This window comes from Rhodococcus sp. 14-2470-1b, from assembly GCF_002259415.1.
Taxonomy (GTDB): Bacteria; Actinomycetota; Actinomycetes; order Mycobacteriales; family Mycobacteriaceae; genus Rhodococcoides.
Genome location: NZ_NPFY01000016.1, coordinates 148962 through 174474 on the forward strand (window position 1 = coordinate 148962; position 25513 = coordinate 174474).

General features: G+C 63.0%; 22 protein-coding genes, 1 tRNA gene and 1 other RNA gene. 9 read left to right on the forward strand and 15 right to left on the reverse strand.

Annotated elements, in window-relative coordinates; genetic code table 11:
• Positions 1 to 8: 8 nt before the first annotated feature.
• From CH293_RS12820 to CH293_RS12850, 7 genes are read right to left on the reverse strand one after another with little or no spacing between them, the layout of a single operon-like run.
• Positions 9 to 596: a 3-phenylpropionate/cinnamic acid dioxygenase subunit beta gene (locus CH293_RS12820; protein WP_094720437.1), complete on the reverse strand. Its 588-nt coding sequence runs from the start codon at positions 594 to 596 to the stop codon at positions 9 to 11.
• The gene (locus tag CH293_RS12825; protein ID WP_255122838.1) at positions 580 to 1968 is read right to left on the reverse strand and encodes an aromatic ring-hydroxylating dioxygenase subunit alpha; all 1389 of its coding nucleotides are present in this window, start codon (positions 1966 to 1968) and stop codon (positions 580 to 582) included. Before CH293_RS12825 ends, CH293_RS12820 begins: the two co-directional genes overlap by 17 nt.
• Positions 1969 to 1994: 26 nt before the next feature.
• The gene (locus tag CH293_RS12830; protein WP_094720438.1) at positions 1995 to 2855 is read right to left on the reverse strand and encodes an alpha/beta fold hydrolase; all 861 of its coding nucleotides are present in this window, start codon (positions 2853 to 2855) and stop codon (positions 1995 to 1997) included.
• Positions 2856 to 2884: 29 nt separating this feature from the next.
• Complete coding sequence (locus tag CH293_RS12835) at positions 2885 to 3889, reverse strand: sugar ABC transporter substrate-binding protein (protein WP_094720439.1); 1005 nt, start codon at positions 3887 to 3889, stop codon at positions 2885 to 2887.
• A 38-nt stretch (positions 3890 to 3927) separates the two neighbouring features.
• On the reverse strand, positions 3928 to 4284 hold the full coding sequence (locus CH293_RS12840) for a bifunctional 3-phenylpropionate/cinnamic acid dioxygenase ferredoxin subunit (protein ID WP_094720440.1): 357 nt from the start codon (positions 4282 to 4284) through the stop codon (positions 3928 to 3930).
• Positions 4277 to 5326 carry an ABC transporter permease gene (locus CH293_RS12845; protein ID WP_094720441.1) on the reverse strand — a complete coding sequence of 350 codons (1050 nt, stop codon included), beginning with the start codon at positions 5324 to 5326 and terminating at the stop codon, positions 4277 to 4279. The genes CH293_RS12840 and CH293_RS12845 overlap by 8 nt, the downstream gene beginning before the upstream one ends.
• Positions 5327 to 5357: 31 nt before the next feature.
• Positions 5358 to 6893 carry a sugar ABC transporter ATP-binding protein gene (locus CH293_RS12850; RefSeq protein WP_094720442.1) on the reverse strand — a complete coding sequence of 512 codons (1536 nt, stop codon included), beginning with the start codon at positions 6891 to 6893 and terminating at the stop codon, positions 5358 to 5360.
• 348 nt (positions 6894 to 7241) lie between these two features.
• On the opposite strand from CH293_RS12850, the gene CH293_RS12855 reads away from it, so the two are divergent.
• From CH293_RS12855 to tgt, 6 genes are all read left to right on the forward strand, one after another.
• Entirely contained in the window at positions 7242 to 7697 is a 456-nt protein-coding gene (locus tag CH293_RS12855; protein ID WP_026347383.1) for an Rrf2 family transcriptional regulator, read from the forward strand.
• Between the two features lie 179 nt (positions 7698 to 7876).
• Positions 7877 to 8533 carry a TetR/AcrR family transcriptional regulator gene (locus CH293_RS12860; RefSeq protein ID WP_037108162.1) on the forward strand — a complete coding sequence of 219 codons (657 nt, stop codon included), beginning with the start codon at positions 7877 to 7879 and terminating at the stop codon, positions 8531 to 8533.
• 3 nt (positions 8534 to 8536) lie between these two features.
• A complete protein-coding gene (locus CH293_RS12865; RefSeq protein WP_094720443.1) occupies positions 8537 to 10831 on the forward strand; it encodes an MMPL family transporter in 2295 nt (764 codons plus the stop codon).
• An 83-nt stretch (positions 10832 to 10914) separates the two neighbouring features.
• On the forward strand, positions 10915 to 12645 hold the full coding sequence (locus CH293_RS12870) for an ABC transporter ATP-binding protein (RefSeq protein WP_037108167.1): 1731 nt from the start codon (positions 10915 to 10917) through the stop codon (positions 12643 to 12645).
• Positions 12642 to 14597, forward strand: a complete 1956-nt coding sequence (locus CH293_RS12875) for an ABC transporter ATP-binding protein (RefSeq protein ID WP_094720444.1) — start codon at positions 12642 to 12644, stop codon at positions 14595 to 14597. Before CH293_RS12870 ends, CH293_RS12875 begins: the two co-directional genes overlap by 4 nt.
• A gap of 28 nt (positions 14598 to 14625) precedes the next feature.
• Positions 14626 to 15864 (forward strand): tRNA guanosine(34) transglycosylase Tgt, encoded by a 1239-nt coding sequence (tgt, locus tag CH293_RS12880; protein ID WP_094720445.1) that lies wholly within the window; start codon positions 14626 to 14628, stop codon positions 15862 to 15864.
• Here tgt and CH293_RS12885 read toward each other — a convergent pair.
• The 7 genes from CH293_RS12885 to CH293_RS12915 form a co-directional block, all read right to left on the reverse strand.
• Positions 15821 to 16561 carry a MerR family transcriptional regulator gene (locus CH293_RS12885; RefSeq protein WP_037108175.1) on the reverse strand — a complete coding sequence of 247 codons (741 nt, stop codon included), beginning with the start codon at positions 16559 to 16561 and terminating at the stop codon, positions 15821 to 15823. The genes tgt and CH293_RS12885 overlap by 44 nt on opposite strands.
• A gap of 32 nt (positions 16562 to 16593) precedes the next feature.
• The gene (locus tag CH293_RS12890; RefSeq protein WP_094720446.1) at positions 16594 to 18183 is read right to left on the reverse strand and encodes an NAD(P)/FAD-dependent oxidoreductase; all 1590 of its coding nucleotides are present in this window, start codon (positions 18181 to 18183) and stop codon (positions 16594 to 16596) included.
• On the reverse strand, positions 18180 to 19100 hold the full coding sequence (locus CH293_RS12895; protein ID WP_094720447.1) for a reductase: 921 nt from the start codon (positions 19098 to 19100) through the stop codon (positions 18180 to 18182). The genes CH293_RS12890 and CH293_RS12895 overlap by 4 nt, the downstream gene beginning before the upstream one ends.
• 1 nt (position 19101) lies before the next feature.
• On the reverse strand, positions 19102 to 19917 hold the full coding sequence (locus CH293_RS12900) for an SDR family oxidoreductase (protein ID WP_037108183.1): 816 nt from the start codon (positions 19915 to 19917) through the stop codon (positions 19102 to 19104).
• A gap of 236 nt (positions 19918 to 20153) precedes the next feature.
• A complete protein-coding gene (locus tag CH293_RS12905) occupies positions 20154 to 20903 on the reverse strand; it encodes a queuosine precursor transporter (protein WP_094653377.1) in 750 nt (249 codons plus the stop codon).
• A 61-nt stretch (positions 20904 to 20964) separates the two neighbouring features.
• Positions 20965 to 21846, reverse strand: a complete 882-nt coding sequence (gene gluQRS / locus CH293_RS12910) for a tRNA glutamyl-Q(34) synthetase GluQRS (RefSeq protein WP_094720448.1) — start codon at positions 21844 to 21846, stop codon at positions 20965 to 20967.
• Positions 21847 to 21899: 53 nt separating this feature from the next.
• Positions 21900 to 22874: a LysR family transcriptional regulator gene (locus CH293_RS12915; protein ID WP_094720449.1), complete on the reverse strand. Its 975-nt coding sequence runs from the start codon at positions 22872 to 22874 to the stop codon at positions 21900 to 21902.
• Positions 22875 to 22951: 77 nt separating this feature from the next.
• Between CH293_RS12915 and CH293_RS12920 the strand changes: the two genes are divergently transcribed.
• Together CH293_RS12920 and CH293_RS12925 are read left to right on the forward strand one after the other, a co-directional pair.
• A complete protein-coding gene (locus tag CH293_RS12920) occupies positions 22952 to 24364 on the forward strand; it encodes an MFS transporter (RefSeq protein ID WP_094720450.1) in 1413 nt (470 codons plus the stop codon).
• Positions 24361 to 25107 (forward strand): 3-hydroxybutyrate dehydrogenase, encoded by a 747-nt coding sequence (locus CH293_RS12925; protein WP_094720451.1) that lies wholly within the window; start codon positions 24361 to 24363, stop codon positions 25105 to 25107. Before CH293_RS12920 ends, CH293_RS12925 begins: the two co-directional genes overlap by 4 nt.
• Positions 25108 to 25193: 86 nt before the next feature.
• Here the strand turns inward: CH293_RS12925 and CH293_RS12930 are convergent.
• Positions 25194 to 25278 (reverse strand) — tRNA-Ser (locus CH293_RS12930).
• Between the two features lie 139 nt (positions 25279 to 25417).
• Here CH293_RS12930 and ffs point away from each other — a divergent pair.
• An RNA gene (ffs, locus tag CH293_RS12935) (signal recognition particle sRNA small type) lies at positions 25418 to 25512 on the forward strand.
• Position 25513: the final 1 nt, after the last annotated feature.

Sequence of the window (25513 nt, forward strand, 5' to 3'; positions counted from 1 at the left end):
TCCTGGAATCAGAAGAACACGCTGAGGTTCTTGGACAGGATCAGGTTCTGGTCGAGCAGGATGATGCGATCGGCGATGCGGAAACTGTCGCCCTTCGCACGCAGGACATCCCGACGCTCGCCCGCCCAGAGATCGACCTCCGCTTCCAACCTGTTCCGATAGACGAAGAAGTTGGATCGGACGAAGTACTCGCCTTCGGTGGTACCCGGACGTAGCCGCACGTTCGTCACGAGGTGACGCGACCGCGACGGTGGATCCTCGGCCCAGTGCATCCCGGTTTCGAGCTGTTGCACGCGCATGTCGAGCGACTTGCGGTCGTCGTCGAAGTGCGCGACTTCGAGTCCGCCCATGTCGTCGGCCTCGTCCCTCTTGCGCTGACGTCGAAGCTGGTTGCGGCGGATCGGCATTCGGTAGTGTGAATCCTCGGTGAACAGATCCACCCAGGCGCGCCACTGCCAGTCGTCGAGCAGCTCAGATTCCGCGTACAGGAACTGTTCGACGGCGTGTTGCAGCTCGAGCGGAGTCCGCTCCATGCCCATCGAACGGAACTGAGGAGCCGAGATCGACTTCCTGGACTGCTCACCGGTGGTCAGCATCGGTCACCCCCAAGCGTGCCGCGCGGCTGCCAGCCAACGCCTTCATCTCGGTGGCCTCGTACTCCGCCCGTTCGGGTTCGGCCGCAGCGGCGAGTGGCCACTCCGTGCTCGTCATGAATTCGAGCCACCGTCGGTAGAATCCACGCTGCGGGCCTTCACCGAAGTAGTTGCGCAGCACACGTCCGGGGTAGACGGGGTCGTTGTCGACCTCGTGGCCGTGACCCATCTGATAGTTCCACGCCATCTTTCGCGTCTGCACGCCGCGTTCGAGCATCTGGCCGATGAGGTCCCAGTTCTCGCCGTCGTCGGTCTCCACCACACCTGCGGCTCCCTCGGTGAAGGCCGCTGAGGTGCGCTGCGCACGCTTGACCTCGTCCGGCGCGTCCTTGTCGACGATGGTCCACGACCAGATCTCGAATTCGTTGGGTCCCTTGGGATGCCACATACGCAGGTTGGCTGATCCGGGAAGTCCGGACAGGTTGGGGAAGACGGTGAAGTTGCCGACGGTGTTCGCTCGCGCGTCACCGAGGCGTTCGAGCCGCTCGGGTACCTGGACTTCGTTGTAGCGTCCCAGCGGATCGTCGCCGAACCGAGTCATCCGGTCGAACACCATCGAATATCCGTGGCCCTGACGCGATGTGAACTCGATTCCCTTGATGTCACGCAGGAACGAGGGATCGAACGTGCCGAGCGACGATGCGTGCGTGATGATCGCGTGGTATCCGTCACCGCCGAACTGCTCGGCGCCCATCTTCCAGTTTCCGTGGATCGTCCACTTGATGGCACCAGGGAGAACTTCGATGCCGCCGGGGGTGCGATCGACCCACGCGTCGATGTAGTACGTCATGTCGGCCAGGAAGTCCTGGAGTGGGGGAGCGGTCTCGTCGAACGTCGCGAACCACAGACCCTTGTACTGATCGATCTGTGCGACTTCCACCAGACCCCAACGCTTCTGATCGAGTTCGTTGAAGTACGCGGTGTCGAGGTTCGGGACGTTGATCAGTTCGCCCGCGGTGTTGTAGGTCCACCCGTGATAGGTGCACATGAAGTTCTTGGCGTTACCGTCCTCGGCGCGGCAGATCTTCATTCCGCGGTGACGACACGCGTTGAGGAACGCTTTGACCGAACCATCCTTCTGCCGGATCGCGATGACGGGGTCACCACCCATGTAGGTGTTGAAGAAGTCACCGGCGTTCGGCAACATCGAGTCGTGCGCAATGAACAACCACGCACGTCCGAAGACCTGCTCCAGTTCCTTGCGGTAGATCTCGTCGTCGATGAAGATCTCCGGGCCGATCAGCCCGTTCTCCCAATCGACCAGTTCGGTCAGCTTTCGGTCCAGTGACGATGCTGAATCGGTTACTTCGGTCACGTCGGTCTCCGTTCCGTTCGGTGTTGTCAGTTGTCGAGGAATGCGGACACGACTGCGGCGTACTCTGCAGGTCGCTCCTCTTCCATGTGGTGTGGTCCGTTCGCCATCACGTACAGCGAAGAACCCTCGACCTTGCGCGTGAGTGACAGGGCGTAGTCCGCGGTCAGGAATGCGTCGCGGTCGCCCCACAGGAACAGCGTTCGCGCGGTGACGAGAGGGAGATGGTGGCTGAGATCCTGCGGAATTCCGCGTCCGCCGCCCGCCGACCAGTCGGCACCGAGAGCAATCAAGTCCGCCTGGCAGGAAAGCTCCCATCGGAGATCGAACGTCCAGCTCGGAATGTTCTCCGCACCGGTCCATTCCAGTTGCGCCATGATGTCGAGCAATTTCGCTTTGGTGGGGCCCTCGTCGGCGTAGTAGTTCGGCCATGCGGTGATGCCTGCGTGGCCTAGTTCGGGCGTCAGCGGTACAGCACCCTCGGCCACCGGTTCACTGCCGGTGAGGACGAGTGTGCCGACGAGGTCCGGCCGTTCTGCGGCCAAGGCGAGAGCCGCCGAACCGCCGATCGAGTTGCATACGAAATCGGCGTTCTCGATTCCGATGGCGTCGAGCGCCTGGGCAATGATCTTGGCATGGTAGCTCCACCTCGGCGCGACGAACGGTTCCTTGCTCGAATGCCCGTACTGGAGCATGTCCATCAGAATGACTCGACGATTCTGAGCGAAAGTCCCTGCCACAGTGCCGAAATCGGTCCAACCGTTGCAGCCGGGCCCACCGCCGTGGAGAAAGACCGTCGGGCGTCCGCTGCCCATGTCGATGTAGTGGATGGAGTGGCGCCCGACCGTGACATTCTTGCCGTCGGGCTCGGGAAGTTCGAGTTCGATCATGTCTTGTCTGTGCTCCTTGATCTATCGGTTCAGCCGACGAGTGGAAGATCGTCGAGTGAGCACGTACGTTCTGCCGGTTCGACGTAGTCCGCGATGGTGGCGCCGTCCACGATGGAACTGGCGACGACGTATTCCTCGGGTGGTGTGCCGTCCTGCGCGTCGCGCATGGCCCCGGCGACAGCCCATCCCGAACACACCGGATCGGTATCGACCGTCGCGCTCAGGGTTCCGCTCCGAACCGCACTGATGGCGGATGCGTCGCCGTTGACACCGGTCACGACGAGGCCGTCTCGATTCGACGGAGAATAGATGCTGCGTCCGGAACCGGTGAGAACCGACGAAACACCCAATGCCGAGGCGTCGTTGTACGTCCAGAAACCTTCGATCTCCGGGTTCGCGGACAGCATGTCCTGAGCGAGTGCCGACGCGCCCGCACTCGTGTCCTGCGTGTTGTCCTGCTGGCTGACGATGGTGAGCCCGGCTGCGGTTGCTGCGTCGACGAAGCACTGGGTCAGTGCGACGATGGACGGTACCGGTGGCCCGCCCACGACGGCGATCTTGCCACCGGGCTTTGCCTCGGCGAACGTGTCCGCGAGCTGCTCGACGACGCCACCGCTGTTACAGGTGTTGACCTCCCACCAGACGGACGTGGTGACGTTGCTGCCTGCGGAGTTGATGCCGATCACCGGGATATCCGATGCCGAGGCGTTGGCATACGCACCTGCGATGGCGCCGTCGTCGAGCGCCCAAGCGGCGACCGCGGACGCCTGACGATCGACCATCGTCTGAATGTTGGAGAATTGGGTGTCAGCCGAGAGGTTGGCGTCGTAGACCTGGGAGTCCCAGCCGAGTTCCTGGGTCGCGGCGGCGAAGCCTTCGGACATGTATTTCTGGCCCTCTTGGGCGAGAACGGGCGACGACATTCCTACGAAAGTGTCGGAACTGGATGCTCCTGCGCCGCTGCATGCCGTGAGTGCCGCAAGGCTGCCCACTGCGAGCGCCGCAGTGACGACGCGGGGTGTGTGCTTGTTCATCGATGGTCCTGTCTCGTTGGGCTGGAGCAGAATTGGGTTCAGGCGCGGAATTGCTGAAGTACGCAGCGGGCCCCGATGGCTACGTAGATCGTGTCGTTCTCGACTTTGACCGGGTAGGTCCCGAGGGGGTCGACGGCCGGCGCGGTCAATGCTTCGCCGGTTCGTACCGAGAACTTGGCGAAGTGAAGTTCGCACTCGATCTCATCGCCTTCGAGATACCCCTCGGACAGCGAGTACTCGGAATGGGTACAGGTGTCGTCCACCGCGCAAATATCACCGTCGACGTTGAAGACTGCTATCGGTGGGCACGCATCCGGAACGGTGACGGCGGCACCTGGTGCGAGATCGCGCGTGGTACATACTGCGGTCCAGTCCTGTGCCGAGTTGTCAGACATTGCTTTTCACCCCGCGCGATCGCCGTGCGGCAAGTCGGTTCTGGACAGCTTTCGTTCGGAGGACGCCGAGACCAACGGCCAGGATCAGAAGGGCTCCATTGACGGCTTGGCGCCAGAAACTGGAGATGTCGGCTACCGTCATCGCGTTCTGTACGACCCCGAGGAACACCACACCGAGGACGGTTCCCCAGATCCCTCCCTTGCCTCCGCTGAAGGAAGTACCACCGATGAGGACAGCGGCGAGTACACCGTTGAGCAGCGCTGGATCGATCTGCGGCGACGCACCGGTAAGTCGGCCGACGGAGATCAGGCAGGCAATTCCGGCCGACAGTCCGGCGATCGCATACACGGCGGCGGTGACGTTCTTGACGTTGATTCCGTTGAGCCGAGCTGCCTCCCGGTTGGATCCGACCGCGAAGACCGACCGACCGAATCGCGTGTAGGTCAGGACGCCCGCGGCCGCCAGGATCATCGCGAGGTCGAACAAGGCAATGATCGGGATCGCACCGATCTTGCCGGTCGCGAAGGTGTTCACTGCAGCGAACGCGGGAATGTCGAAGACGTTGACAGTGGACCCGCCGTTGGCGAGCAGCGCCAGGCTGGCCGCGATCGATGCCATACCGAGTGTGACTACCAGGAAGGAAATCCCTGCTCGTGAGATGAGCAGGCCATTGAGAATTCCCAGCGCCGACCCGATGGCGAGGGCGCCGACAACCGCGACGAGCGTGGGTGCTCCGGACTGCAGTAGGAGGCCGAACACGACGCCTGAGGCCGCGGTCATCGACACGATCGACAGATCGATTCCGCCGGCGATGATGACGAATGTTGCTCCCATGGCCAGCATCAACGCGACGCTGTTGGCTCCCACGATGTTCATCAGGTTGGACCACGTCAGAAAGCTGGGTTGTGTTATCGACGCGACGACGATCAGTGCGGCGAGCGCGACGACGACTCCGCCGGTGTCTCCGAACCTGAGGCGGGGGGAACGACGCGCAGTGGTGTCCACGGTCGGATCCGCGGATTCTCGTTCGAGAAGTGTCATGGGATGTCCCTGTGTCGAGGTGTGTGGACTGTCAGGCAGCCGTATGAACGGTCCGGCCGGTGACAGCCGCCTGGTTGATCGAATGTTCCTCGATGTCGTCGCCTGTCAACTCGGCGACCATTCGGCCCTGGTACATCACGAGTACGCGGTCGCAGACGCCGCACAGCTCGTTCAGCTCGGACGAAATGAACAGCACACCTGCACCTTTGGCGGTCTGCTGTCGAAGCAATGAGTAAATCGCGCTCTTTGCGCCGACGTCGATACCGCGTGTCGGCTCACTCATCACGTAGACGGGTAGATCCAATTCGAACAGTCGGCCGATCGTGATCTTCTGCTGGTTGCCGCCAGACAATGATCCGACCGCGAGTTGTGCCGATTCGGCGCGGATATCGTACCGGGACATGGCATCGTCGACGAGATGCTTTTCGCGTCCTCGCCGGCGCAGTCCGCGAGTGAAGATCGTGCTCGACCACGCCAGGGCGAGATTGTCCGATACCGAGCGGCCGAGTAACAAAGCCATCGCCTTACGGTCCTCGGGGACGAAACCGAGTCCACCGCGAAGTATGCGATCCGGTCGGCCGAGTTCGACTGTTTCGCCCGCGACCTTTACCGACCCTTCGGCAGGCACTGCACCGCCTAGAGCATGACCGAGGGACTCCTTGCCGGATCCAGAAAGTCCTGCGACGCCGACAATTTCACCGCGATGCACAGTGAGGTCGACGGGACCCAGGCCCGTCGAGGAAACAGACAGGCCGGCTACGCCGAGAACGGGGGACTCGCCGATAGCGTGAGTACGCAAATCGTAGTAATCACCCAGTTCCCTCCCCACCATCAGGCGCACGAGCTCGTCCTCGCCTGTCGACGGAATCGGAACGGTGGCGACTATGTGTCCGTCGCGGAGTACAGCAGCGCGGTCGGCCACACGATAGATCTCTTTCATCCGATGAGTGATCATGACGACGGCGGTCCCCATCTCGCGTCGCAGCTCCACCAATCGCAACAGACGATCTGCAGCCGCCTCGGACAGGGAACTAGTGGCTTCGTCGAGGATCAGGACGCGGGGGTCGGTGGCCAGAGCACGTGCGATCTCGACCTCCTGCCGGGTCTCCAACGGAAGCGAACCCACCCTTGTCCTGGGGTCGATCTCCATGCCGTAGGAAGCGAGGACCCGCGCCGCATCCGCGTTCATGGACTTCCACGACAATGCACCCCACCGACCACGAGGAAGGCGTCCCATGAACATGTTCTCGGCCACGGTCAGCTCGTCGGCGAGAGTCAATTCCTGACTGATCAGCGCAACCCCGTGCATGCGCGCAACCTTCGCATTCGGAATGCGTTCGACCTTGCCGCGAATCGCGATCTCGCCGGAATCCGGCGACGTCATGCCGCCGAGGATCTTTGCAATCGTGGATTTGCCAGAACCGTTCTCGCCTGTCAGTGCGGTGACAGTCCCTGCCTCGAAATGGACGTCGACTTCCTCCAAAGCGACTGTAGCGCCGAAGCTTTTCGCTATCGAGGTCAGCCGAAGTTCCGGTTCGCGAGGGCTGCAGGTGACGCTCAAATTCATGAATGAGAGTCAACACTCGACTACCGAATATCGGCTATTCCCGCTAATGGGTAATTGTCGTCGTACCTAGAATCAGGTACAAGAATTGCGGAAGATCCTGCAATTCATTTCCGTGATGTTACGCCGAAATATCTTTGATTGCATTTCGATTAACAAGATGGTCCGACGGCAGAACGGTGGTGTGGGGAAGCCGGATCGGAGTGAAGGCGCTCACTGCCGCCCCATCGGTTGCAGGCTGCGCAACCGTCGTAGCCGAACGGGACGTTCGGTCCGGGGTGGACCGGGATTCGCCTATTTCCTATTCGAATGGTAGGAATTAGGGACCATTCGTCGGCCGAGGAGATTGCTGTGCACATTACCGCCAAGGCGGACTATGCCGTGCGGACTTTGCTGGAGCTGGCGGCCGCGGATGGGGTTCCGGGGAAGGCTGAGGCGCTGGCGGGTGCGCAGAAGATTCCGCACAAGTTTCTGGAGTCCGTGTTGTCGGATCTTCGGCGGGCTGATCTGGTGCGCAGCCGGAGAGGGCCCGACGGAGGGTACTGGCTTGCCCGACCGGCGTCGGAGATTTCTGTTGCGGATGTGATCAGGGCGGTGGAGGGCCCGCTGGCGTCGGTGCGCGGGCAGCGTCCGGAGGATGTCGACTACCCGGGCCCCGCGAAGCCGTTGCAGCTGGTGTGGCTGGCGGTGCGGGCGAACATGCGCGCGGTGTTGGAGGAAGTGTCGCTGGCGGAGATCGTTGCCGACGATGTTCCGGCGTTCGTGTTCGAGCTGACTGCCGACCCGGCGGCCTGGGCGCGGCGCTGATTCGCTGCGAGTGGAAATGTCGCGTCTTCTGGTCGCTGCGCAGGCTCCGCTTCTGGCCCAGGGCCTACATTTCCAGTGCCGCAAGGGTGTGATCTGGCGCACCTGGAAGTCTGGGGTGTGACTGAATCGTCAAACTTGCAGCTCTCTGCAATAGTGCAGAACTCTGCAACTTCCGTATCTTGGAGTTCGTGACTGTTCCCCCCACTGGCCTTCGTGATCTGAAGAAGGCTGCCACGCGCGACGCCCTTGGCCTCGCAGCAGTCCAACTCGCCAAAGCTCGCGGACTCGACGCTGTCACGGCCGACGCCATCGCCGCCGAGGCGGGTGTGTCGACGCGGACCTTCCACAACTACTTCGCCAACAAAGAAGAAGCCGTTCTGCATCACATCGAGGCTTCGGCGCTCGAATGGTTCGAGATGCTTCGGGACCGACCTGCCGACGAGCCCATCTGGGACGCGATGAGGCACGTCGCAGTGTCGGTGGTGTCCGATCCGGAAAAAGACCTCGCGGAGACCTTCGCCGTCGCACAACTCATCGAGGCGACGCCGAGCGTCATGGCGCGGAAGCTCGAAGTTCACCACTCGCTGGTTCGAGTTCTCGGCGAAGCAATTGCCGCGCGTACCGGTACGGACATCGACCGTGACCTGTACCCGAACCTTCTCCAAGCTGCCGTCGGCAATGCCGTCACAGCTGCCTTGACGATTTGGACCGCCGACCCTGAAGGAGACCTTTCGCCGAAACAGCTCGTCGAAGACGCATTCGACCAACTGCAGGCCGGGCTTCCGGACCCTCGCGAAACGAAAACCAGCGCACCGAACACAGACTTCAGGAGCTGACCCGTGGCAACATTTCTCTATCGAGTCGGTAAGTTCGCCTTCCGACGAAAAGGCATTGTCCTCGCCCTATGGCTGGCGATTCTCGTACTGGCAGGCGTCGGCGCCGCCACTCTGTCCGGCCCGACGGCCAACTCGTTCAACATCCCCGGCACGCCCGCGCAGGAGGCGCTCGACCTGCAGAGCGAGCGGTTCGGCAACGCCGAAGATCCCCTGACCGCAGTATCGGCTCAGTACGTCTTCAAAGCTCCGGACGGTGAAACCCTCGACACTCCGGCGTACACCGCCGCGATCGACGCGACCATCGCGGACATCGACCAGATCGCCGACGTCGACGCCGCCGCCAAGCCCGGCGGGGCGCAACCGCTCGCCAACCCGGTCGCGGGCAACACCGCCATCGTCGAGCAGTACAGTTCGCTGGCCGAGCAGGACGGAACCCCTGCCGACACCGCCGCAGCCAACGCGGCTGCACTGTCGCCGCTGAGCCCGAACGGCAACATCGGCACGCTCGAAGTTCCGCTGTCCGTCGAGCTCGCCGACGTCACGGAGGATCTGCGCACCTCGCTCGACGAGGCTGCTCAGCCTGCACGTGACGCCGGATTGACCGTCGAGCTGGGCGGCAGCGTCGCCCAGGATGCGTCGCCACCGGGTGGCACGTCCGAGCTCGTGGGTCTCGCTGTCGCAGCCGTCGTACTGCTCATCATGTTCGGGTCCGCAGCCGCAGCCAGCCTTCCGCTGATCACCGCGATCGTCGGCATCGGTATCAGCAGTCTCGCCATCACCACGGCGTCGGGCTTCGCCGATCTCTCGACCTTCACGCCGATTCTCGCGATCATGATCGGTTTGGCCGTCGCGATCGACTACTCCCTCTTCATTCTCGCCAGGTACAGGCACGAGCTCACGCTCACCGACGACCGTGAGGAAGCCGTCGGACGGTCGGTGGGGACCGCAGGATCCGCTGTTGTGTTCGCCGGCGCTACGGTGCTCATCGCACTGGTCGCACTGCGTGTCGTCGGTATCCCGTTCCTGTCGCAGATGGGTTACGCAGCCGGCTTCGCAGTGTTCGTCGCAGTCCTGATCGCGCTGACGTTCCTGCCCGCGTTGCTGGGTGTCTTCAAGGGCAAGGCGTTCGGCGGCAAGATCAAGTTCGTCAACACAACCGATCCCGAGGACCCGAACGCAGCGCCCACCAACGGTCTCCGCTGGGCACGTGCGCTGGTCAAGCGTCCCGCGATCGGTCTGATCGGCGGCGTCGTACTGCTCGCCGTCATCGCAGGCCCGACGACCGGACTGTCGCTGGCGCTGCCCAGCATCGCCACCTCGGACCCGTCGACATCCGTCCGCAAGGCGTACGACCTGGTCGACGAGGGATTCGGACCCGGCCGCAACGGACCGCTCCTCGTCATCGCCGACGCTTCCGCGGCGCCGGAAGCGGATCGCACCGCTGGATTCGGCAAAGTCATCGAGTCGATCTACGAAGAAGACGACGTCGTGAACGCGCAGATCGTAGCGGTCAATCCGGCAGGTGACACCGCACAGATCCTCGTCACGCCGAACAGTTCGCCCAACAGTGACGCGACGAAGGACCTCGTTGCGAACCTTCGCGCGGCAGAGCCGGGCTTCGCCGAGACCGACGGCGTGTCGTACGGCGTGACCGGTCAGACAGCGCTCGAGCTCGATGTGTCCGAGCGTCTGCAGGATGCACTCGTGCCGTACCTCGCCGTGGTCGTCGGCCTGGCGTTCGTACTGCTGATGGTGGTGTTCCGGTCGATCCTGGTGCCGCTGACCGCGACACTCGGATTCTTGCTCAGCGTCCTGGCGACGTTCGGTGCGACGGTGTTCATCTTCCAGGAAGGCGGGCTGGGGCTGATCAGCAACCCGCAGCCGATCGTCAGCTTCATGCCGATCTTCCTCATCGGCGTCGTCTTCGGACTCGCGATGGATTATCAGGTGTTCCTGGTGTCGCGAATGCGCGAGGAGTTCGTCCACGGCACTCCCGCGAAGGACGCCGTCGTCAACGGGTTCAAGTACGGCGCCCGTGTGGTGACGTCGGCAGCGGTCATCATGATCTCGGTGTTCGCTGCGTTCATGGCCGAGCCCGACTCGTTCATCAAGTCGATCGGGTTCGCGCTGGCCGCTGCAGTGTTCTTCGACGCGTTCGTCGTCCGCATGGTCATCATCCCGTCGGTGATGGCGCTGCTCGGCGACAAGGCGTGGTGGTTGCCGAAGTGGCTGGACAAGATCCTGCCCGACGTGGACATCGAGGGTGCCAAGTTGCAGAAGGCGACCCCGAAGTCCTGACCTGGCCAGATGGCCGAAGATTGAAGTCCACCGGTAGAAATGTGGAGACTGTTACCCATGTGTACGAGTAATCTTCGGCCATCATGCTGATCCCGCTTCTCAAGACGTTCCTCGCCCCCTACAAAGGGGCGATCGCGGGGTTGGTCACCCTACAGCTCGTGGCCACGGCCGCGTCGCTGTACCTGCCCAGCCTCAACGCCGACATCATCGACAACGGCGTCACGCGCGGCGACACGGGCTACATCCTCTCCACCGGTGGCTGGATGTTGCTCGTGTCGCTGGTGCAGATCGTGTGTTCGGTCGCGGCGGTGCTCATCGGGGCCAAGGCCGCGATGGGCGCAGGCCGAGACCTGCGCGGCGCCATCCTGCACCGCGTCGGCACGTTCTCGGCCCGGGAGGTCGGTCAGTTCGGTGCACCCTCGCTGATCACTCGCAACACCAACGACGTTCAACAGATTCAGCTTCTGATCGTCATGGGCTTCACCATCGTGGTGATGGCGCCGATCATGTGCATCGGCGGCGTCGTGATGGCGTTGCGCGAAGACATCGGCCTGTCCTGGATTCTGCTCATCGCCGTACCTGGACTCGCCATCGCCATGGGCTTGATCGTCGCGAGAATGGTTCCGGGTTTCCGCGCCATGCAGGTGCGGATCGACGCGGTCAATCGTGTACTCCGTGAGCAGATCACCGGCATCCGTGTGGTCCGGGCCTTCGTCCGCGAACGCAAGGAAATCGACAGGTTCGGCGTCGCGAACGATTCACTCACGGCCGCCGCGCTGCATGTCGGCCGCCTGATGGCGTTGATGTTCCCGACGGTCATGCTGATCTCCAACGTCACCAGCGTCGCCGTCATCTGGTTCGGCGGGCACGCGATCAACAACGGCACCATGGAAATCGGCGCACTGACCGCGCTGCTCAGCTACATCATGCTCATCCTGATGTCGGTCATGATGGCGTCGTTCATCGCCATGATGGTGCCCCGCGCCTCGGTCTGCGCCGACCGCATCAGCCAAGTCCTGTCGACCGAGTCCTCCGTCGTCCTGCCCGCCCAGCCGAAACCGTTCGCGACCGCACCCGGAATCGTCGAGATGCGGAACGCCGAGTTCGCCTACCCAGGAGCCGAGTTCCCGGTACTGTGCGGCGTGAACTTCAAGGCGGAACCTGGCAAGGTGACCGCGATCATCGGCGGAACCGGGTCCGGCAAGTCCACTCTGATCAACCTCGTTCCACGGCTCATCGACGTCACCGCCGGTCAGGTTCTCGTCGGCGGCACCGATATTCGAGACCTGGACATCGACGCTCTCCGGCAGGAAATCGGCCTGATCCCGCAGAAGCCCTTCCTCTTCTCCGGCACCATCGGATCCAATCTCCGCTACGGCAAAGCCGACGCCACCGACGACGAACTCTGGGAAGCACTGGAGATCGCGCAGGGAGCAGACTTCGTTCGCAAGATGCCGGAGGGCCTCGAAACCGAGGTATCTCAGGGCGGCACCACGGTCTCCGGAGGTCAACGTCAACGCCTGGCAATCGCGCGAGCGTTGGTTCGTAGACCGAGCATCTACCTGTTCGACGATTCGTTCTCCGCGCTGGACCTGACCACCGACTCCAAACTCCGAGCCGCGCTGAAGCCGGTCATGAAGGACGCCTGCATGATCGTTGTCGCCCAACGAGTCTCCACCATCATCGACGCCGACCAGATCCTCGTACTCGACGACGGGCAACCCGTCGGACTCGGAACACACGACGAGCTCATCGCCACGTGCCCGACGTACGCGGAGATCGTCGACTCCCAGCACGCGGTGGCTGCGTCATGACGCGGTCGGTCCCTCCTACGAGCCAGCCCGCACCCGGACCCCCGAACGCACCGGTTGCGCCGGCGAAACCGGGCAAAACGGTTGTGCCGGGAACGAGAGCGAAGAACTTCAAGCCGTCGCTCAAACGCATGGTCGGCCTGCTCGCTCCCGAGAAGATGCTGCTGTCCATCATGCTCGTCTTCGCGGCCTCCAGCGTCGTGCTGTCGGTGGCGTCGCCGACGATCCTCGGGCACGCGACCAACCTGATCTTCAACGGTGTGATCGGTGGTCAGCTCGAGCCCGGACAATCCAAAGCGCAGGCGGTGGAAGACCTACGCGCGCAAGGGCAGGACACGTTCGCTGATCTGGTGAACGGAATGGACGTCACCCCAGGCATCGGCATCGATTTCTCCGCCGTCGGAAACGTCCTGTTGTTCGTGCTTGCGTTGTACCTGGTCTCGGCCTTGTTGGCGTGGGCTCAGGGCTACATCCTGAACATCGCGTTACAGCGCACCATCCGCAACCTTCGCGGCAGCGTCGAACGGAAGATTCATCGGCTTCCACTGAAGTACTTCGACTCTCACACCCGAGGAGAACTGCTCAGCCGAGTCACCAACGACGTCGACAACGTCTCGACCAGCCTGCAGCAGACCCTGAGCCAGCTGATCACCGGCATCCTGACCGTCGTCGGCATCCTCGGCATGATGATCTGGATCTCGCCGCTGCTGGCACTCGTTGCCCTGCTGACGGTTCCGGCGTCGTTCCTCGTCACCGCGGTGATCGCCAAACGCTCACAACCTCACTTCGTCAACCAGTGGAAATACACCGGCAAACTGAACGGACAGATCGAGGAGACCTACACCGGACACGAACTGGTGAAGGCCTTCGGGCGTCAGGCCGAGGTCGAGCGCGAGTTCGGCGAACGCAACAACAAGCTCTTCGAATCCAGCTTCCGGGCGCAGTTCATCTCCGGAATGATCATGCCCGCCATCATGTTCCTGGGGAACGTCAACTACGTCATCATCGCCGTCGTCGGCGGACTGCGCGTGGCGTCGGGCACCCTGAGCCTCGGTGAAGTCCAGGCCTTCATCCAGTACTCGCGACAGTTCACTCAGCCACTGACGCAGGTCGGTTCCATGGTGAACCTGGTGCAGTCCGGAGTAGCGTCCGCGGAACGCATCTTCGATCTCCTCGACGCCGACGACGAGGATCCCGATCCTCCCCGCCCTGCCCTGCCGGCCACCGACCACGGCCGCGTCGAATTCGAGAACGTGTCTTTCAGCTACCGCGAGGATCAGCCGCTCATCGAGGATCTGTCACTCGTCGCGGAGCCGGGACACCTCGTCGCCATCGTGGGTCCCACAGGCGCAGGCAAGACCACACTCGTGAACCTCATCATGCGCTTCTACGACATCGACGCAGGCAGGATCACCGTCGACGGCGTCGACACCCGCTCCATGACGCGAGACGAACTCCGCGAGCGCACCGGAATGGTGCTGCAGGACACCTGGCTGTTCGGTGGAACAATCCGGGACAACATCGCCTACGGAGATCCCGACGCCACCGAGGAGGAGATCCTCGAAGCTGCGCGCGTCAGCTACGTCGACAAGTTCGTGCATTCGCTGCCGGCCGGCTACGACACGATCATCGACGAGGAAGGCAACAACGTCAGCGCCGGGGAGAAGCAGCTCATCACCATCGCGCGCGCGTTCCTGGCGAAACCGCTGATCCTGATCCTCGACGAGGCCACCAGCTCTGTCGACACTCGCACCGAACTGCTCGTGCAGAAGGCAACAGCCGCTCTGCGCAACGACAGGACCAGCTTCGTCATAGCCCACAGGCTTTCGACCATCCGCGACGCGGACCTCATCGTCGTGATGGAGGACGGCCGAATCGTCGAGCAGGGCGACCACGACTCGCTCGTCGGCGCGGGCGGTGCATACGGGCGGTTGTACGCCTCTCAATTCAGCTAGCCGGGGAAGGACGTTTAGGGTTGGGCCTGTGAGCACTCCGAACGATCCCTTCTTCAGCATCGACACTCGGCTGGAGGACCGCCTGGGACGTACGGGGACCATCCACACTCCCCACGGCGACATCGCGACGCCCGCCTTCATCGCCGTCGGTACGAAGGCGACGGTGAAAGCGGTGCTGCCGGAGGCCATGAAGGACCTCGGTGCGCAGGCGGTGCTCGCCAACGCATACCACCTCTACCTTCAGCCCGGGCCCGACATCGTCGACCAAGCCGGTGGCCTCGGCAAGTTCATGAACTGGGACGGTCCGACGTTCACCGACAGCGGCGGCTTCCAGGTGATGTCGCTCGGTGTCGGGTTCAAGAAGGTCATCTCGATGGACGCGAGCCGCGTCGAATCCGACGACGTCATCGCCGAGGGAAAGGAACGCCTCGCCCACGTCGACGACGACGGAGTCACGTTCAAATCGCACCTCGACGGATCGCGGCACCGGTTCACTCCCGAGGTGTCGATGCAGATCCAACACCAACTAGGTGCGGACATCATGTTCGCATTCGACGAGTTGACAACCCTGATGAACACCCGCGGCTACCAGGAGATGTCGGTAGACCGCACACAGGCATGGGCGAGACGCTGCGTCCTCGAACACGAGCGGCTGACGGCGGAGCGCGTCGGGAAGCCGTATCAGGCGCTGTTCGGGGTGGTGCAGGGCGCGCAGTACGAGGATCTGCGCCGCAAGGCCGCGCACGACCTCGAGACCATCACCGGCGAGACCGGCCGAGGGTTCGACGGCTACGGCATCGGGGGCGCGCTCGAGAAGCAGAACCTCGGCACCATCACCCGGTGGGTGAACGAGGAACTGCCCGAACACAAACCGCGACACATGCTCGGCATCAGCGAACCGGACGACTTCTTCACCGCCATCGAGAACGGTGCGGACACCTTCGACTGCGTCAACCCCTCACGTGTGGCTCGCAACGCGGCGATCTACGTACCGACCGGCCGATTCAACATCAACACTGCCAAGCATCGTCGCGACTTCACACCGATCGACGAGAACTGCGACTGCTACACCTGCGCCAACTACACCCGGGCCTACATCCACCACCTGTTCAAGGCCAAGGAGATGCTGGCGTCGACGCTGTGCACCATCCACAACGAACGATTCACCGTGAAACTCGTCGACGACATCCGTGAATCCATCCAGCAGAACAGATTCCACGAATTCAAGGACGAGTTTCTCGGTCGCTTCTACGCATCGCGGCCGTGAGGTAATCACCGAGCTCGCGCTGCAAGTTCTCGTCCAGAGCCCGGGCGAGCGTCGAGTTCACCGAATACACGGCCAGCTCGCGCATCCGGGTGAGCATGTCCGCCGTCGCGCCCACCTCGGTCTCGCCCGGTAGCCACCCTTCGCCGTGCTGGTCGACGATGTGCTGCTTCGCCGTGGCGATCATGTCCTTGGCGACACCGTCGACTGCTGCATGGATACGTTCGTGGACGTCGATGAGCTGCCCGACGGTGAAGCCGTGGCCCGACAACGACGAGAACCCCTCGAGCAATTCCGGGTCGGTGAACACGCAGTACTCACCCTCGACCCGAGCCAGGCCCAGCGCCTCGAGCCGCGCCAATTGGTCGCCCTCACCGAGGAATTCGTCGACCAGCGCCAGTGGAATCTCCACCGAGTCCTGGCGGGACCACTGCTCGGTGACGGCATTCTGCAACCCGAGGACCTCCGCGAGATCCTTGCCGTTCTCCCACCCACTGATGAAGTCGCTGATGTGCGACGTCGTGAAACCACGCTGCAGCAGAATGTCGATCAACTTCAGACGCGCCAGGTGCTTGTCGTCGTAGATTCCGACGCGCCCACGCTTCTCGGGAGGAGGCAACAAGCCACGTTCACGGTAGGCGCGCACGTTCCGGGTGGTGGTACCGGCCGCATGGGCCAGATCGTCGATCCGATATTCCACCCGTGATCCTCCCGACAGCCTGCCTGTGTCGGTTACACGGTAGCCGTCCGGGCGGCGGCCACCCTCGCCCGGTACTCGGTGACGGCGTAGTCGTCGTAGTTCACCGACTTCAGCTGTCCGACGTACTGGCTCGCGAAGCCGGGGAACATCGTCGCGTTGAAACCGTCCTCGGTGAGGTACCAGCTCGAGCAGCCGGAATTCCACGTCGTCCGCTGCAGCCGACGCTGCAGATCGGTGTTGTACTCGCGTTGCCTGTCCGCCCTGACCTCGAGAACCGAGTTCCGTGCGATCGCGTGGGAGATGGCGTCGACGAGATAGTCGATCTGAGCCTCCATGTAGACCAGCGCGGAACTGTGCCCCGGACCTGAGTTGGGGCCGAACGTGAAGTACATGTTCGGGTAGCCCGCGACGCTGATGGACTTGTAGGCCTTCGCGCCCGAGCTCCACTCGTCGGCCAGCACGCGGCCGTCGCGTCCGGTGATGGGAACCGGAGTGCCCGTCTTGGACACGTCGAATCCGGTGGCGAAGACGATCACGTCCGCCTGATGTTCGATACCTTCGACGGTGCGAATTCCCTTGGGTGCCAGACGCGCGATCGGCCAGGTCACCAGAGTGCAGTTGTCCCGCTGCAGCGCCGGATAGAACTCGCTCGTCATGAGCAATCGTTTGCATCCGGCCCGGAAATCGGGAGTGAGCTGCCGTCGAAGCCAGGGATCTCGAACCTGTCGCCGCAGATGCAGCTTGCCGACGGCTTCGACGACGCGGGTGAGCGGAGAATTCCAGACGACGCCGAGGGCGACGGACTCGTGACCCCAGAACCAGGCCTTGCGTGCGATCGACTGCGCAGCCGGATACTTTCGGTACAGATCCTTGGTGGTCTGACGAGTGGTCAGATTGGTGCGGGGGAGCGCCCAGCCCGGCGTGCGCTGGAAGACCTTGACCGACTGCGCCACCTTGACCAGTTCTGGCACGATCTGGACACCGGACGCCCCGGTCCCGATAACGGCCACCTTCTTGCCGGTGAAGTCGAACTCGTGATCCCAACGGGCGCTGTGGATCTTGTGGCCCTCGTACGTGTCGAGGCCGCGGATGCCCGGGAAGCTGACGTTCGCCAACGGGCCCGACGCCATGACGACAGACCGTGCACGTACCGAGGGGTGATCGTCGAACGTGACCTCCCACAGTGACGATGCCTCGTCCCAGTGGACACCGGTGACATTGTGCCCGAACCGCAGCAATGGACGCAGACCGAAATCGTCGACCATCCGCTCGATGTACTTCAGGATCTCGGCGCTACCGGAATACGTCTGCGACCAATCCGGATTCGGGGCGAAACTGTACGAGTACAGCCTCGACGGGATGTCACACGCCGCGCCTGGGTAGGTGTTGTCACGCCATGTTCCACCAGGTGCCGATCCACGCTCGAAAATCGCAAGATTCTCGATTCGTTTCTGCTTGAGTCGAATTGCGGTACCGATCCCGGCGAAGCCGCCGCCGATGACGGCTACATCGAGCGGGAGTGGAGCCTGCTGGAATGACCCATGGGACGGGAGTGGAGCCTGCTGGAATGACCCATGGGACGGGAGTGGAGCCTGCTGGAATGAACGCTGTTCGGCGCTCATGCGACGGGCTCGTAGGTGAGTTCCTTCGACCAGGTGGGCTGTGGGCGCAGCAGCTTTTTCGGGTACTTGGCCGTTGCTCGAACCAGGGCGTCGGCGAACTTGTGGTACGGGTGCGCACGGTTGATGACGACGCCGGAGTGCCAGCTGATGAAGCGGTACATGGGCAGACGCTTCGGGAATTCGCTTCTTTCGCCGACCTTCTTGAATCTGCGCATCGCGGTGTACAGGCGTTCCTCGTCGACACCCATGGCCACGATGTTGTCGCGCATCTTGTTCAGCAGTGGGATGTAACGAAGGGTGCCGACGATCAGCGACGGATTCATCCAGGCTCCGACGGTCTCCACCAGGATTTTTCGCATCGTCGCGTGTCCCAGGAGTTCGATGACCTGGAAATCGACTGCAAGATGGCGTGATTCGTCGGAGTTGATCTTCTTGAAGACCTCCTGGCAGACCGGGTCGTCGATCTCGTCGACGATGAACTTGACCAGTGCGCCGTCGAGTGCGACCTCGAGCATCGGGATGACGGTCCCGAGGACGGCGAGCGACGTCTGATCCGAGTACTTGTCCAGCCAGTCGATGACGAGTTTGACGTTCACGTTGGGCTGAGGGATCTCGTCGCCGTCGAGCATGCCCCACCGCCGCATCAGTGCGAGTTCGGCGTTGGCGTGTTTCTGTTCCTCTGCGTGGAAGTAGGTGTAGATCTCCTTCAATGTGTCCGTCGGAGCTTTCTTCGCCATAGCCGCGAAACCGCGGGCGCCGACGTTCTCGATCCACATCAGGTCCGACATGAACGGCTTCAGCTTCGTCCAGAGTTCAGGGCCGATGGTCTCCGCTCCCGGTGCGTCCCAGTCGATGTCGGCCAACGCCCACTGCTTGTCCTTGATCTTGACGAGCATCTCGTCGAAGTCGAATGCCATGTCAGACTCCTGCTTCCTGTGTGGTTTCCTGTGGTGCGAAACGCGCGAGCAACCCGAGCGTTCGGGTGTAGAGCGCGGGGGCGATGCGTTTGAGACGCCAGATGACTTTCGCGTCGATCTGCGGCACGACGTAGAGGCGGCCGCGGTCGTACTTGTTCAAGGTGTCGACGGCGACCTTCTCCGGCGTGAACCCCGTCGTGCGCATCAGTGTCTCGGCGATCTTGTTGCCGGCAGCGGTGATTCGTCCGTCCTTGGCGACATTCGTCTTCACGAACGTCGGGCACAGCACGGTGACGCGCACGCCTTCGGCGGCCATGGTCTCCGACAACGAGATGACGCCGGCTTTGCCCACGTTGTACGGCGCCATCAGTGGCGCAGCCCCGAATCCTGCCGCGGACGCGACATTGATGAAGCCACCCTCGCCGACGGCCTTCATGGCAGGCGCGAAGATTTCGCAGCCGTGGATCACTCCCCAGAGATTGATCCCCAGCGCCCAGTTCCAGTCCTCGAACCCGATATCGCCGACGGGTGTGCCGCCGATTCCGACACCCGCATTGTTGATCACGAGGGTCGGCGGACGGCCGAAGGTCAGTTCGGTGAACAACGCAAGGTCCTCGACCTGTTCGCGCCGAGCGACATCGCACTTCACCGCATGTGCTGTATCGCCGATGAGAGCAGCGGTGTCCTCGGCACGCGGTAGGGAAATGTCGGCGCAGATCACCTCGCCACCGCGCTTCGCGAGCTCGAGCGCAAACGCGCGGCCTATTCCGCTGCCCGCTCCGGTCACCACGGCACGAGCGTTGTACGACGGTTTCATTCGTTCAGACTCATACCGATTGTGCCATTTGTCAATGGCTCAATCGATGCGGTCTGTGGGAGCGAACGTGTCGTTCGGTCACCGGCGGGGCTGGGCGCGCGGGTTGTTGCCGACTGCGCGGGTTGCACGGTAGTTGTCAACCTGCGCGTTCGCGGGAAGGTGCGCGGGACGAGTTCGGACGTGACCGAATGTGTCGTTCGGTCACGCCCGAGGGGTGAGATGTACCAGAGCAGGAACTACGCCGTGACGGAGTCCTGGTAGCTCGGTTCGCGCTTCTTGATGTAAGCGATCACGCGGTAGGTGATGGGAAGTACGAGAATCTCGACGAGGGTCTTCCAGAGGAAGCCGACGATGACGTAGTTGACGAAGTCTTCCCACGTCGAGATGCCGATGACGCCGGCGGCGATGGAGCAGAAGATCAGGGTGTCGAAGAATTCGCCGACGACTGTCGAGCCGATCAGTCGCGCCCACAGGTGCTTTTCCTTGGTGCGCTGTTTGATCTTGACGAGGACGAGGGCGTTGAGCATCTGCCCGACGAAGTATCCCGCGAGACCGGCAACGACCAGCCGCGGTACCACGCCGACGACGGTTTCCAGCGATTCCTGATTCTCGTAGAAGCTGGCTGCGGGGAGCTCGATGGCGATCCAGAAGCACACGGCGGCGAGGATGATCGACCCGAAGCCGAGGTAGATCGCGCGACGCGTCGCTTTGAAGCCGTACACCTCGCTGAGGACGTCGCCCAGGATGTACGCGAGCGGAAAGAGGAAGAATGCGCCGTCGGTGTTGATCGGCAGCACCTGGAACGGGCCGAGGAATACTTCGCTGTCACCGAAGAACGCGACGCCTTTGCTCGCCGTCACATTCGAGATGATCAGGGTTGCGGCGAACAAGGCCACGATGGTCGGGTAGTAGCCGCGGCTGACGTGCGCGAACTGCGCAACGGCGCCTGGCGTGTCTTCGGATTTCTGAGCTGTCACGTGCCTCATCCAAACACGGGAAATCCCCAGGTCCGAATCGGAAGTGCGCCGAATCGAGCAGCCGAGTCCGTTATGTCTCGAAAATCCACGGGGTCGTCGGGAGTTTCTGTGAATCGAATCGCCGAAGAATGTCGCCCGGGGACACTCGTTCGTCGGATTCTGCCAGTTCGAGCGAACGGGCCAGAAGGTGCAGGACGTCCTGAGGTCCGAGGCCCAGGGCTGCCTGGTCCTCGAGCGTCACTGCGCCGTCGCGTTTCGCCAATCGTTTCCCCTGCGCATTGAGGGCGAGCGGCACGTGGGCGTAGGTGGGCGCGGGTATGTCGAGCAGCGACGCGAGGTACGCCTGACGTGGTGACGACGTCAACAGATCGTCCCCGCGGACCACCTGATCGACGCCCTGTTCACCGTCGTCCACCACCACCGCGAGGTTGTAGGCCGCAACACCGTCGACGCGGCGAAGTACGAGATCGTCGACCTGTCCGTGAAACGCGCCGAGTATGTCGTCGTGAATGGAGAACTCGGTCACGTCGGCCCGCAGGCGCACCGCGGGAGGCCTGGTTTTCGACGCCCGTTCCGCGGCCGTGAGATCCCGGCAGGTTCCCGGATAGGCGCCGTCGGGCGCGTGGGGTGCGGACGCCGCTTCCTGTATTTCCCGACGCGTGCAGAAGCACTCGTAGGTCATTCCGGTTGCGGTGAGGTGGGCGATGGCGTCGTCGTACAGCGCGGTGCGCTCGGACTGCCGAACGACGGGGCCGTCCCACTCGAGGCCGATGGCGTGGAGATCGGCGAGCTGACGAGCCTCTGCGCCCGCACGGACACGATCGAGATCCTCGACTCGCATCAAGAACTGTCGTCCTGTCGATCGCGCGAACAGCCACGCGAGCAGTGCGGTGCGGAGGTTGCCGAGATGCAGATCGCCGGACGGACTCGGAGCGAATCGGCCGGCAGACATAGCTCGATGCTAGGGCAGCGTGGGCGCGGTGTGACACTTGCGCGCTTGTGGGGCTATGCACGCCCCAGCAGAGCATCGCGCTGGTCCAGTACGGAGGCTTTGATGGCCTCGACGACGCGGGCGACCTCCGGGCGTCGCAATGTCTCGGCTCGGGAAACCAACCAGTAGTCCAACCGAACGGATACCTCGTGCGGCAGCAACCTGACGAGATCGTCGTGTCGATCGGCCATGAAGCAGGGGAGCAGTCCTATTCCTGCGGCCGCACGGGTGGCCTCGACGTGCACGAACACGTTGGTCGACGTCACCGACTCCCGCATCAGCGGCGCGAAGCCGGGGGCGATGTCCAGGTCGTCGACCTGCAGCATCGAGTCGATGAAATAGACCAGCGGGTGAGCGGCGAGATCGTCGACAGTGGCCGGTCTGCCGTGGGCTTCGAGATAACTCGTCGACGCATACAGCCCCAGGTGATAGTCGCTGAGCTTCATCGCCTCCGCGCGGTGCACCTGAGGTTCGCCGACGACTATCTCGACGTCCATTCCGGAGCGTTGTTGCGAGGCGCGCCTCGTCGTCGCGACGATCTCCACGGCGATGCCAGGGTGGCGAAGCCGGACTCGGGCGACGGCGGGAGTGATGACGTACGCGCTGAAGCCGTCGGTCGCGGACACTCTGACCACGCCTTCTGCGTCGTCGTCCGGTCCCATCAGCGAGCGGACCGCCGCTTCGATGTTCTCTGCAGCGGCGAGCGCGTCCTTGCCTCGGGCGGTGAGTTCCCAGCCGTTACCGGACCTGGCCAGGACTCTGCCTCCGAGGCTTGCTTCGAGGGCGGCGATGCGTCTGGAGATGGTGGTGTGGTTGACCCCGAGGTCGTCCGCTGCGGTGTTGTACCGGCCGGTTCTGCCCACTGCCAACAGGATCAGCAGGTCGTCGGCGCTGGGTGGCCGACCATGATCGGGGTGAGCATGCGACACATGTGCATTCTTGCAGATCCCACATGCGTTGTTGGGTATTGCGAGCTGTTCGATCTGCATCGATACTCAGCGTTACCGATATGTGTGGTGGTGGTCACAATCCGGCTCGCACGTATTCCAGAACACGAGGAGTAGCAATGAGCGTCGAAGAACGCACGAAATCACCGGGGAACGACCCCGACGCCACTCCGAGCGGCCTGAAGAAGGTCGTCGGTGCATCGATGGCGGGCACCATCGTCGAGTGGTACGAGTTCTTCCTGTACGGCACCGCGGCCACCCTGGTCTTCTCCAAGATCTTCTTCGCAGCAGGGACGAGCGAGCTCGACGCGATCCTCGCTGCCTTCGTCACGTACGCCGTCGGCTTCGTCGCACGTCCGCTCGGCGGCATCGTGTTCGGTCACTTCGGTGACAAGTACGGTCGAAAGAAGCTGCTGCAGTTCAGCCTCGTCCTGGTCGGCGGCGCGACGTTCCTGATGGGATGTCTGCCGACGTTCAACCAGATCGGCTACTGGGCACCCGCACTTCTCGTCGCGCTGCGGTTCATCCAGGGCTTCGCCGTCGGCGGCGAATGGGGTGGCGCGGTTCTGCTCGTCGCAGAACACAGTCCGAACAAGAGCCGTGGATTCTGGGCCAGCTGGCCGCAGGCAGGTGTGCCCGCCGGAAACCTGCTCGCCACCGTCGTGTTGCTCATTCTGACCACCGTCCTGCCGGAGGACGACTTCCTCAGTTGGGGCTGGCGCGTTGCGTTCTGGCTTTCCGCAGTGATCGTCTTCGTCGGCTACTACATCCGCACCAAGGTCACCGACGCCCCGATCTTCGTCGAAGCGCAGAAGCAGGCCGAGGTCATCAAGGCAGCGTCGTACGGTGTCTTCGAGGTCCTCAAGCGGTACCCGCGTGGCGTGTTCACGGCCATGGGCCTGCGTTTCGGTGAGAACGTCATGTACTACCTCGTCGTCACGTTCACCATCACGTATCTCAAGGTCGAGGTCGGTACCGACACCCAGACGATTCTGTGGTGGATGCTCGTCGCGCACGCCGTGCACTTCTGCGTGATTCCGTTGGTGGGCAAGCTCGCCGACCGCGTCGGCCGCCGTCCCGTCTACTTCTTCGGCGCAGTCACTGCAGGAACCTGGGGCTTCTTCGCCTTCCCGATGTTCAACAGCGGCCACAACGTGGTCATCATGCTCGCGATCATCATCGGCCTCGTGTTCCACGCCTTCATGTACGCAACGCAGCCGGCGATCATGGCGGAGATGTTCCCGACGCGTATGCGTTACTCCGGAGTGTCCCTCGGCTATCAGGTGACGTCGATCGTCGCGGGCTCGTTGGCGCCGATCATCGCCGTTGCGTTGCTCGACCGCTTCGGCTCGGGCGTTCCGATCGCCTGGTACCTCGCGGCATCCTGCGCGGTCACGTTGATCGCCGTCATCGCCGCCCGCGAAACCAAGGGCCTGGCACTCGAGACCATCGACATCGCCGACGCCAAGAACCTGGCCACCGAAGCCGAACTGGCCAAGGCAGGGCTGCTCGAACCGGACGTGAAGCGATGACCGACCTGACCGGACGCACCGCGCTCGTCACCGGTGGTGCGTCCGGAATCGGGGCAGCGTGTGCACGCGAACTGGCCTCGCGCGGAGCGACCGTCACCATCGCGGACGTCGACGACGTAGCGGCGAAGGAACTCGCGTCCGAGCTCCACGGCGAGACCTGGGCAGTGGACCTGCTGGACGTGGCCTCGCTCGAGGAACTGCACCTCGACACCGACATCCTGGTCAACAACGCGGGAATCCAGACCGTCGCATCGATCGTCGAATTCGACCCCGCCGCGTTCCGGCGGATCCAGACCCTGATGGTGGAAGCTCCGTTCCTGCTGATCCGAGCTGCGCTGCCCGGCATGTACTCGCGAGGGTTCGGACGAATCGTCAACGTTTCCTCGGTGCACGGCCTCCGTGCATCGGAATACAAGGTTGCGTACGTGACCGCCAAGCACGCGTTGGAAGGACTGTCCAAGGTCACGGCCCTGGAGGGTGGCCCACACGGCGTCACGAGCAACTGCGTGAACCCCGGTTACGTGCGAACACCGCTGGTGGAGAAGCAGATTGCCGATCAGGCCGCAGCGCACGGAATCGCCGAAGATCAGGTGCTGGAAAAGGTCATGTTGACCGAGAGTGCAGTCAAACGACTCGTCGAACCAGCCGAAGTGGGATCCCTCGTCGGATGGCTGGCGTCCGCGGATGCCGGCATGGTCACCGGAGCGTCCTACACCATGGACGGCGGTTGGTCGGCGCGATAGGGCTGTCGCCCGTCAGGTCGCGACGTGATGGTCGCGGACCTGTGAACGAAGAAAGCCCCCTGCATGTGCAGGGGGCTTTCTCACCGCGGAGGATAGGGGATTTGAACCCCTGAGGGCGTTAACCCAACCCGCGTTCCAGGCGAGCGCCATAGGCCACTAGGCGAATCCTCCGTGGGGAAGCATACCGGGTCACCCCCGTCCGATCCCAAACCGGCTGCTCGGGGCCGGTCTGCAGGGCCTGTATTCGAGCCGGGTGGCGGTCGTGGAACCCTGCCGGTCACCCGTTGGCGAAGGTGCGGCTACACTCTTCACTGGATCCCGCGCGGCGCGCATCCTGTGAACTCCCCCAGGGCCGGAAGGCAGCAAGGGTCAACGGGCTCTGCCGGGTGCGCGGGGTCCCCTTTAT